This is a genomic window from Amycolatopsis thermalba (genome assembly GCF_003385215.1).
In the GTDB taxonomy this organism is placed as follows: domain Bacteria; phylum Actinomycetota; class Actinomycetes; order Mycobacteriales; family Pseudonocardiaceae; genus Amycolatopsis_E; species Amycolatopsis_E thermalba.
Genome location: NZ_PQHW01000091.1, coordinates 19970 through 28482, shown reverse-complemented (window position 1 = coordinate 28482; position 8513 = coordinate 19970). Strand labels below are relative to the sequence as shown.

Below are 8513 nucleotides of genomic sequence, written 5' to 3'. Positions count from 1 at the left end.
GGCGCGGGATGTCCGGTGCGGCCGCCGAGAGCAGCGCGCCCGCGGCGAACAGCGCCAGGCCGGTCAGCAGGAGATGGCGCCAACGCCGCTCGCGCCGCGGGTGCGGTCGCTGTTGGACGAGGCGGCGGGTGGCGCCGATGCCCACCGGCGCGAGCGCCACGCCGGCCCAGGGCGGCCAGCACCTCGGCGATCACCTCCGGCCACCCGGCGGTGTCGACCGCCGCCTGAGCGGCGCGGCCGTGGAGTTCGGGCTCCAGCACGTCGAGGACGGTCCCCGCTCCCGTTCGGACACTGCGGCTCAGCGGCGCGGCCGGCACCGGCGGGAAGTCCGCCGTTGCCGGAACCGTGCTGGACTCGTACGCCGGCGCGTCGCGAAGCTGGACCGGCCGAAGAAGATCCCGAACACCGGCACGCCGTCCCGGGAGTGCGCGGTGCTGTCCGTACATGCGCAACACGAGACCGAGGGCGGCCGGCACCCGCTCGGCCCGTGCACCCGGCGCGACGGGCCACCATCCCAGGCGCGGGCGGCCAGGTCGTCCAGCGCCCACTCGGCGGCGGCGCGGCGGTCGCCGGGAGGGTGGCTCTGCCCGGAAACCCTCGGCGGTCACCGCCGATGATCACTCACCGGAGCCGCTCGGTGTCACCAGTCCGGACTCGTACGCGAAGACCACCAGCTGGGCGCGGTCGCGGGCGTGCAGTTTCGTCATCGCGCGGTTGACGTGCGTCTTCGCGGTGAGGGGGCTGATCACCATCCGCCCGGCGATCTCCTCGGTGGACAGTCCCTGTGCGACCAGCGCCACCGCCTCGCGTTCGCGGTTGGTCAGTTCGCCGAGGCCCGGGCCGGGGTGCGGCGGCCGGCTGACGTACCGGTCGATCAGCTTGCGCGTGATCGACGGGGACAGCAGCGCGTCGCCGCGGGCGGCGACCCGCACGGCGTGCAGGAAGTCCTCCGGTTCGATGTCCTTGACCAGGAACCCGGCCACACCGGCGCGCAGCGCGTCGAACACGTACTCGTCCAGGCCGTAGTTGGTCAGGATCACCACGTGCACCCCCGCCAGGGCCGGGTCCGCGGCGATGCGCCGGGTCGCCTCGATCCCGTCCGCCACCGGCATCTGGATGTCGACGAGCGCGATGTCCGGCACGTGTTCCCGGGCCAGGGCGACCCCGGCCGCGCCGTCGGCGGCCTCGGCGACCACCTCGATGTCGTCCTCGTTGTCCAGCAGCGCGCGGAACCCGCTGCGGATCAGCGGCTGGTCGTCGACCAGCAGGACGCGGATCACGACGCCCGGTCCACGGGAAGCTCGGCCCGGACGCTGAACCCGCCCCCAGCACGCGGCGCGGCGGTGAGACTTCCGCCGAGCGCCATCACGCGCTCGCGCATGCCGAGCAGCCCGACACCGGGCACCGGCGCGGCGTCCGGGCTGGCGGTGCCGTCGTCGTCGACCCGGATCACCACGGCGCCGGGCCGGTAGCCGATGCGGACCGACGCGGTGGCGGCGCGCGCGTGGCGGGCGACGTTGGTCAGCGACTCCTGGACGATGCGGTAGGCGGTGCGTGCCACGGCGGCGGGCACGTCGTCGTGTTCTCCCTCGATCGTCAGTGTCGTCTCCAGTCCCGTGGATCGCGCGCGCCGCACCAGTTCCGGGACGTCGCCGAGCCCGGGCGGTGGGCTGGTGCCGTCGTCGCGCAGCGCTGACAGGGTGGCGCGCAGCTCGCGGGCCGCTTCCCGCCCGGCGTCCCGGATCGCCAGCAGCGGCTCGGGCACGTCCTCGCCCCGCTTGCCGGCCAGGTGCACGGCGACCTCGGCCTGCACCTTGATCACGGAGATCTGGTGGGTGAGCGAATCGTGCAGCTCCCGCGCGATGTGCAGCCGCTCCTCGTCGGCGCGGCGCCGCGCGGTCTCCTCCCGGGTGCGCTCGGCCTCGTCCGCCCGGCGCTCGGCCTGGCGCACCGCCTCACCCGCCGCGCCCGCGGCGACCAGCCAGGCGAGCTGGAGCACGTCCCGGGACTGGGCGAAGGCCGCGCCGACGGTCAGCTCGTGCGCGATCAGCAACGCGAACGGCAGCGTCGCGAGCATGACCACCGTGGCTGCCACCGCGACGAGACGACGCCCGGCCCGGAACGCGGCGAACACCGCGAACAGGTACGCCAGCGCGGGCACGTCGAGCCCGGTCGCCTGGTAGCCCAGGGCGCTCAGCCCGGCCGCCGCCAGCACGACCACCGGCGCCCGGCGGTGCGCGGCCAGCGCCAGGCCACCGGCGACCAGCAGCGCGTAGCCCACCGGCGCGAGATCCGTGGCGGGGTGCTGCCGGGACAGCGCGGTCACCAGCAGGATCGCCGCCATCCCGGCGCCGATCGCCCGGTCCCCGGCACGGCTCATGCCGGAAACCCTAGCCGGAGCGCCGCGCCGGCGACTCCTGCGCGCGGAGGATCTCGCGACTACCGCGGCCGCGGTAGATCCGCCGGTCCTGCGGCACCGGCGGCAGCGCGGATTGCCTGCCTCCGCCGGACGACGGACGGCGGGGATCCGCGCAGGATGTGCCGGAAAGACCCTTACGGCAGAAGGAGCTCACGATGTTCGGATACACCCTCGCCCAGGCCGCCGACCCCGGCACGCTGACGTCGGGACGGCTCGTCGGTGCGGTGGCCGCGCTGGTGGCCGTGGCCGGAGTGGTCCTCGGTGCGCTCGCGGTCGCCCGGCACCGGCGACGCGGGTCCACCGCCGCCCTGGCCACCGGGGTGGCGGGCATGGCGGGCGGCGGCCTGGTGGTGGCGCTGGCCGAGGGCGGTCCCGGCACCGGTTACGGGATCGTCGGCGGGTTCGCGGCGGTGGCGATCGGGCTGATCGCCGCGGTCCTCGGCGGGCTGGGGCTGGCCCGGTCCCGGGCGTGAAAGCGGTCGCCACCCCCGCCCGCCGCTGTTAGCTTGCGACGGTGGATCTCTTCTCACGCTCGTGGGCGGCGCTGCGGGCCGCGCTGGCCGGGCTCGCCGACGACGACCTCGCCCGGCCGTCCGGGTGCGCCGGCTGGCTGGTCCGGGACCTGGTGTGCCACCTGATCATCGACGCCCAGGACGTGCTGATCACGCTGGCGACCCCGGCGGCGGAGGAACCGACCCGGGACGCGCTGACCTACTGGGAGGTCGGGGACACGCCGCCGACGGGCGAGGACCCGCTGGACGCGCTGACCGTCCGGCTGGCCGCCGCCTACCAGGAGCCGTGGCTGCTGAAGTTCCACCTCGACGACGTCGGCTCCGCCGCGGGGCGCGCGGCGGAGCTGGCCGACCCGGCGGCGCGGGTGCGGACCCGCGAACAGGTCCTCACCGTGGCCGACTACCTGTCCACCTACGTGGTGGAGTGGACGCTGCACCACCTCGACCTGGTGGCGCACCTGCCGTCGGTGCCCGGTCCGCCCGCCGACGGGCTCGCCGCGTCGCGGGCGATGCTGGAGAAGATCGCCGGAGCCGCGTTCCCGGCGTCGTTCTCCGACGCCGACGCGCTGCGCGTCGGCACCGGGCGGCGCGCGCCCACCGAGGCCGAGCAGGCGGCACTGGGCGAGGTGGCGCTGCGGGTGCCGGTGGTGCTCGGATGACGGCCGGGGTGATGCTGCCGCGCGACCTGGCGGCGGCGGAGATCGTGCCGTTCGCGCGGCGGGCCGAGGAGCTCGGGTTCGGCGAGGTGTGGGTCGTGGAGGACCTCGGGTTCCACGGCGGGATCGCGCAGGCGGCGACGGTGCTGGCGGTGACCCGGCGGATCCGCGTCGGGATCGGGATCCTGCCCGCGGGGGCGCGCAACGTGGCGTTCACGGCGATGGAGCTGGCGACGCTGGCGCACCTGCACCCGGGGCGGGTGGTGGCGGGCATCGGGCACGGGGTGCCCGGGTGGATGCGCCAGGTGGGCGCGTGGCCGTCGAGCCCGCTGACGTTGTTCGCCGAGTACGCGCGGGCGCTGACCGGGCTCATGCGCGGGGAGCGGGTCCGCGTCGAGGGCCGGTACGTGCGGCTGGCGGACGCCGGCCTGGAGTCGCCGCCGGAGACGGTTCCGCCGGTGCTCGCCGGGGTGCGCGGCCCGAAGTCGCTCGCCGTGGCCGGGGCCGAGCTGGACGGCGTGATCCTGGCCGAACCGGCGCCCGCCGAGTACATCGCCGCGGCCCGGCGCATCCTGCCCCCGCACGCGCGGGTCGTGGCCTTCGAGCACGCGGTGGTGCACCCCGACGCCGAGACGGCCCGGGCCCAGCTGCGGCCGCTGCTGGCGGAGGTCACGAAGCGGTCGCTGGTGCCGCACGTGGAGCCACTGCCGTTCGTGGCCGAGCTGCGTGAGCTGCGCGCGCGGCACGCGGACGCGGAGTCGTTCGCGGCGGCGTTGCCGGGGGAGTGGGTGGACGCCCTGACACTGGCCGGTCCCGCGGACGCGGTGCGGCAGCGGATCGCCGGGCTGGGTGCGGACTCGGTGGTGATGATCCCGGTGGGCCGCGATCGGCCGGCCGCGCTGGAGGCGCTGGCGACGGCGCTGTGAGAACCGCCGATCAGCCGGCCGCCGCGGTGATCGCCGAGATCACCGCGGGACCGTCCAGCAGGACCGGGTCGTTGTGGTCGGCGCCGGGCACCTCGACCGCCCGCCCGCGCGCCGCCGCGGCCACCGCCGGGCTCTGCTCCGGCGGCACGATCGTGTCCGCGCCGCCGTAGACCACCGTGACCGGCGCGGGCACCCGCGCGACCCGCTCGGCGACCGGGAAGGTGTCCAGCAGCAGCAAACGCACCGGCAGGAACGGGTAGTGCCGGCGGGCGACCGCGGCGAGGTCGGTGAACGGCGACCGCAGCACCAGCGCGGCCGGCGGGAAGTCGACGGCGAGCCCGGCCACCACCGCGGCCCCCAGGCTCTCGCCGAAGTACACCAGCGGCACCCGCGCCCGCGCGGCCAGGAACTCCCGCGCCGCCCGCACGTCCAGCGCCAGCCCGGCCTCGGTGGGCGAGCCCGGGTTGCAGCCGTACCCGCGGTAGTCCAGCAGCAGGGTCGCGATCCCGGCCGCGTGCAGGGCCCGCGCGAGCGGCGTGCGCAGCGACCGGTTCCCGGCGTTGCCCGGCGCCACCAGCACCGCCGCGCGGGCGCCCTCGACCGGGAAGTACCAGGCGGTGAGGGTCAGCCCGTCGGCGGTGCGCAGCGGGACGTCCCGGCCGCCGGGCAGGACCTGCGCCGCGGACGGCACCGGCCCGCCCGAGGGCAGGTAGATGAGCTTGCGCTGGAACGCGAAGGCGCTGCCGAACACCACCGCCACGATGATGACGACCACCGTGGCGCCGATCAACATCCGCCTGCGCACCACCCCATCATCCGCATGTGTCCGCGGTCATCGGCAGAATCGGGCCATCGTGTTAAAAAGGCGCATGTGATCGCGCGCTCCCCGACCGGGGTCGGCCACGGGGGAGCGCGGCAGGAGTACGTCGACGTACGACACCCGGCGTTCGTCGTCCGAGCGTGGACGAGGTGATTCGATGCTGGTCGGAGTGCTGAAGGAGGCCACCCCCGGCGAGACGAGGGTGGCCGCGACCCCCGCGACGGCAGCCCAGCTGCTCAAGCTCGGGTACGAGGTCGTGGTGGACCCGGGCGCCGGGGAGCTGGCGAGCTTCTCCGACGAGGCGTACGCCGAGGCGGGAGCGTCGATCGGGAACGCCGTGCAGGCGGAGATCGTCCTGGGGGTGAACGCGCCGGCCAAGGAGCAGCTGGACGCGCTGAAGCCGGGCGCGACGCTGATCAGCCTGCTGGCCCCGGCCCTGAACCAGGAGCTGGTCGACGACCTGGCGAACCGGCCGATCACCGCGATGGCGATGGACGCGGTGCCGCGGATCTCGCGGGCGCAGTCGCTGGACGTGCTGTCCTCGATGGCGAACATCGCCGGGTACCGGGCCGTGGTGGAGGCGGCGCACACGTTCGGCCGGTTCTTCACCGGCCAGGTCACCGCGGCGGGCAAGGTGCCGCCGGCGAAGGTGCTCGTGGTCGGGGCGGGCGTGGCGGGTCTGGCCGCGATCGGCGCCGCCGGGTCGCTCGGCGCGGTGGTGCGGGCGACCGACCCGCGGCCGGAAGTCGCCGACCAGGTGAAGTCCCTGGGCGGGGAGTACCTGTCGATCGAGGCGCCGGACGTCGAGGTGTCGGCGACCGGCTACGCCAAGGAGATGAGCGACGACTACAAGGCCCGCGAGCGGCAGCTCTACGAGGAGCAGTGCCGCGACGTGGACATCATCATCACCACCGCGCTGATCCCCGGCAGGCCCGCGCCGCGGATCATCACCGCGGACATGGTGGCGTCGATGCGGCCGGGCAGCGTGATCGTGGACATGGCCGCGGCCAACGGCGGCAACGTCGAAGGCACGGTCGCCGGCAAGGCCGTCACCACGGACAACGGCGTGACGATCCTCGGCTACACCGACCTGCCCGGCCGGTTGCCGGCGCAGTCCTCGCAGCTGTACGGCACGAACCTGGTCAACCTGATGAAGCTGGTGACCCCCGGCAAGGACGGCACCCCGGTCTTCGACCTCGACGACATCGTCATCCGCTCGATGACCGTGGTGCGCGACGGCGAGCTGTTGTGGCCGCCGCCCCCGGCGCCGGTGTCGGCGGCCCCGGCGCAGGCGGCGCCGAAGGCCGCGGCCCAGGAGCCGGAGCCGGCGAAGAAGAAGCTGTCCCCGGCCGCCCGGATCGGGCTGACCGCGGTGGCGGGCGCGCTGCTGTTCCTGCTGGTCGCGGCGTCGCCGCCGGCGCTGCAGGGGCACCTGACGGTGTTCGCGATGGCGGTGGTGATCGGGTTCTACGTGATCGGGCACGTGCACCACGCCCTGCACACGCCGCTGATGTCGGTGACCAACGCGATCTCCGGGATCATCGTGGTCGGCGCGCTGCTGCAGGTCGGGCACGGCGGCGGGGTGGTCACCTGGCTGGCGTTCGCGGCGATCCTGCTCGCCTCGATCAACATCTTCGGTGGGTTCGCCGTCACCCGGCGCATGCTCTCGATGTTCTCCCGCAGCTGAGCCGGATCAGGAGACCACAGTCATGACTCTCGACACGATCGCGCAGGCGGCCTACCTGGTCGCCGCGTTGTTGTTCATCCTGGCGCTGGCGGGGCTGTCCAAGCACGAGACCGCCAAGACCGGCAACGGGTTCGGCATCGCCGGCATGGTCGTCGCGCTGGCCGCGACCATCGCGCTGGCCGTGCACCGCGACATCTCCACCCTGGGCGTGGTGCTGCTGGTGGTCGCGATGGTGCTGGGCGCCGCCGTCGGCCTGCAGCGGGCCCGCGTGGTGCAGATGACCGGCATGCCCGAACTGATCGCGCTGCTGCACTCCTTCGTCGGCCTGGCCGCGGTGCTGGTCGGCTGGAACGGCTACCTGGAGGTCGAAGCGCACCCGGACGGGCCCGAGGCGCAGACGCTGGCCGCGCTCGGGCTGGGCGGGATCCACTCCGCCGAGGTGTTCATCGGCGTGTTCATCGGCGCCGTGACCTTCACCGGGTCGATCGTGGCGTTCCTGAAGCTGTCCGCGCGGATCGACTCCAAGCCGCTGGTGCTGCCCGGCAAGAACGTCCTCAACCTCGGCGCACTGGCGGTGTTCGTGGCGCTGACGGTGTGGTTCGTGATCGACCCGCAGCTGTGGCTGCTGATCGTGGTCACCGTGGTGGCGCTCGCGCTGGGCTGGCACCTGGTGGCCTCGATCGGCGGCGGGGACATGCCGGTGGTGGTGTCGATGCTCAACAGCTACTCCGGCTGGGCGGCCGCCGCGTCCGGGTTCCTGCTGGAGAACAACCTCCTCATCGTCACCGGCGCGCTCGTCGGCTCCTCCGGTGCCTACCTGTCCTACATCATGTGCAAGGCGATGAACCGCTCGTTCACCTCGGTGATCGCCGGTGGGTTCGGGATCGAAGCGGGCCCGTCGGACGACACGGACTACGGGGAGCACAAGGAGATCACCGCCGACGGCGCGGCCGAGCTCCTGGCCGACGCGAGCAGCGTGATCATCACCCCCGGCTACGGCATGGCCGTCGCGCAGGCGCAGCACGGGGTGGCCGAGCTGACCCGCCGGCTGCGGGAACGCGGGGTCGAGGTCCGGTTCGGCATCCACCCGGTCGCCGGGCGGCTGCCCGGCCACATGAACGTGCTGCTCGCCGAGGCCAAGGTGCCCTACGACATCGTCCTGGAGATGGACGAGATCAACGACGACTTCGCCGACACCGACGTCGTCCTCGTCATCGGCGCCAACGACACCGTCAACCCGGCGGCGGCCGAGGACCCCGGCTCGCCCATCGCGGGCATGCCGGTGCTGCGCGTGTGGGAGGCCAAGAACGTCGTGGTGTTCAAGCGGTCCATGTCCTCGGGCTACGCGGGCGTGCAGAACCCGCTGTTCTTCCGGGAGAACTCGGCGATGCTCTTCGGCGACGCGAAGGAACGGGTGGAGGACCTGCTCCGCGCCCTGCCCGCGCCGAGCACGGCCGGTGCCGGAGCACGCGCCGGGAGCTGAGCCGGCGGGA

The 8513-nt window shown here is 74.3% G+C and carries 8 protein-coding genes; 5 read left to right on the top strand and 3 right to left on the bottom strand.

Annotated elements, in window-relative coordinates; genetic code table 11:
• Positions 1 to 617 precede the first annotated feature (617 nt).
• Together D0D15_RS27660 and D0D15_RS27655 are read right to left on the bottom strand one after the other, a co-directional pair.
• A complete protein-coding gene (locus tag D0D15_RS27660; protein WP_094005344.1) occupies positions 618 to 1280 on the bottom strand; it encodes a response regulator in 663 nt (220 codons plus the stop codon).
• Positions 1277 to 2380 (bottom strand): sensor histidine kinase, encoded by a 1104-nt coding sequence (locus D0D15_RS27655; RefSeq protein WP_094005345.1) that lies wholly within the window; start codon positions 2378 to 2380, stop codon positions 1277 to 1279. The genes D0D15_RS27660 and D0D15_RS27655 overlap by 4 nt, the downstream gene beginning before the upstream one ends.
• Positions 2381 to 2574: 194 nt before the next feature.
• On the opposite strand from D0D15_RS27655, the gene D0D15_RS27650 reads away from it, so the two are divergent.
• From D0D15_RS27650 to D0D15_RS27640, 3 genes are read left to right on the top strand one after another with little or no spacing between them, the layout of a single operon-like run.
• Positions 2575 to 2892 carry a DUF6223 family protein gene (locus D0D15_RS27650; protein WP_094005346.1) on the top strand — a complete coding sequence of 106 codons (318 nt, stop codon included), beginning with the start codon at positions 2575 to 2577 and terminating at the stop codon, positions 2890 to 2892.
• A gap of 41 nt (positions 2893 to 2933) precedes the next feature.
• Positions 2934 to 3590, top strand: coding sequence for a maleylpyruvate isomerase N-terminal domain-containing protein (locus D0D15_RS27645; RefSeq protein WP_115944860.1), 657 nt, complete (start codon positions 2934 to 2936; stop codon positions 3588 to 3590).
• Complete coding sequence (locus D0D15_RS27640; RefSeq protein ID WP_094005348.1) at positions 3587 to 4513, top strand: LLM class flavin-dependent oxidoreductase; 927 nt, start codon at positions 3587 to 3589, stop codon at positions 4511 to 4513. The genes D0D15_RS27645 and D0D15_RS27640 overlap by 4 nt, the downstream gene beginning before the upstream one ends.
• Before the next feature lie 10 nt (positions 4514 to 4523).
• Here the strand turns inward: D0D15_RS27640 and D0D15_RS27635 are convergent, their stop codons facing one another.
• Positions 4524 to 5318: an alpha/beta hydrolase gene (locus D0D15_RS27635; RefSeq protein WP_341867325.1), complete on the bottom strand. Its 795-nt coding sequence runs from the start codon at positions 5316 to 5318 to the stop codon at positions 4524 to 4526.
• Between the two features lie 172 nt (positions 5319 to 5490).
• On the opposite strand from D0D15_RS27635, the gene D0D15_RS27630 reads away from it, so the two are divergent.
• Entirely contained in the window at positions 5491 to 7020 is a 1530-nt protein-coding gene (locus D0D15_RS27630) for a Re/Si-specific NAD(P)(+) transhydrogenase subunit alpha (protein ID WP_094005350.1), read from the top strand.
• A 22-nt stretch (positions 7021 to 7042) separates the two neighbouring features.
• The gene (pntB, locus tag D0D15_RS27625; protein ID WP_094005351.1) at positions 7043 to 8503 is read left to right on the top strand and encodes a Re/Si-specific NAD(P)(+) transhydrogenase subunit beta; all 1461 of its coding nucleotides are present in this window, start codon (positions 7043 to 7045) and stop codon (positions 8501 to 8503) included.
• Positions 8504 to 8513: the final 10 nt, after the last annotated feature.

Coding starts and splice junctions, on each gene's coding strand:
- D0D15_RS27640 (WP_094005348.1), top strand. CDS start 3,587: ATGACGGCCGGGGTGATGCTGCCGCGCGACCTGGCGGCGGCGGAGATC.
- pntB (WP_094005351.1), top strand. CDS start 7,043: ATGACTCTCGACACGATCGCGCAGGCGGCCTACCTGGTCGCCGCGTTG.
- D0D15_RS27655 (WP_094005345.1), bottom strand. CDS start 2,380: ATGAGCCGTGCCGGGGACCGGGCGATCGGCGCCGGGATGGCGGCGATC.
- D0D15_RS27630 (WP_094005350.1), top strand. CDS start 5,491: ATGCTGGTCGGAGTGCTGAAGGAGGCCACCCCCGGCGAGACGAGGGTG.
- D0D15_RS27650 (WP_094005346.1), top strand. CDS start 2,575: ATGTTCGGATACACCCTCGCCCAGGCCGCCGACCCCGGCACGCTGACG.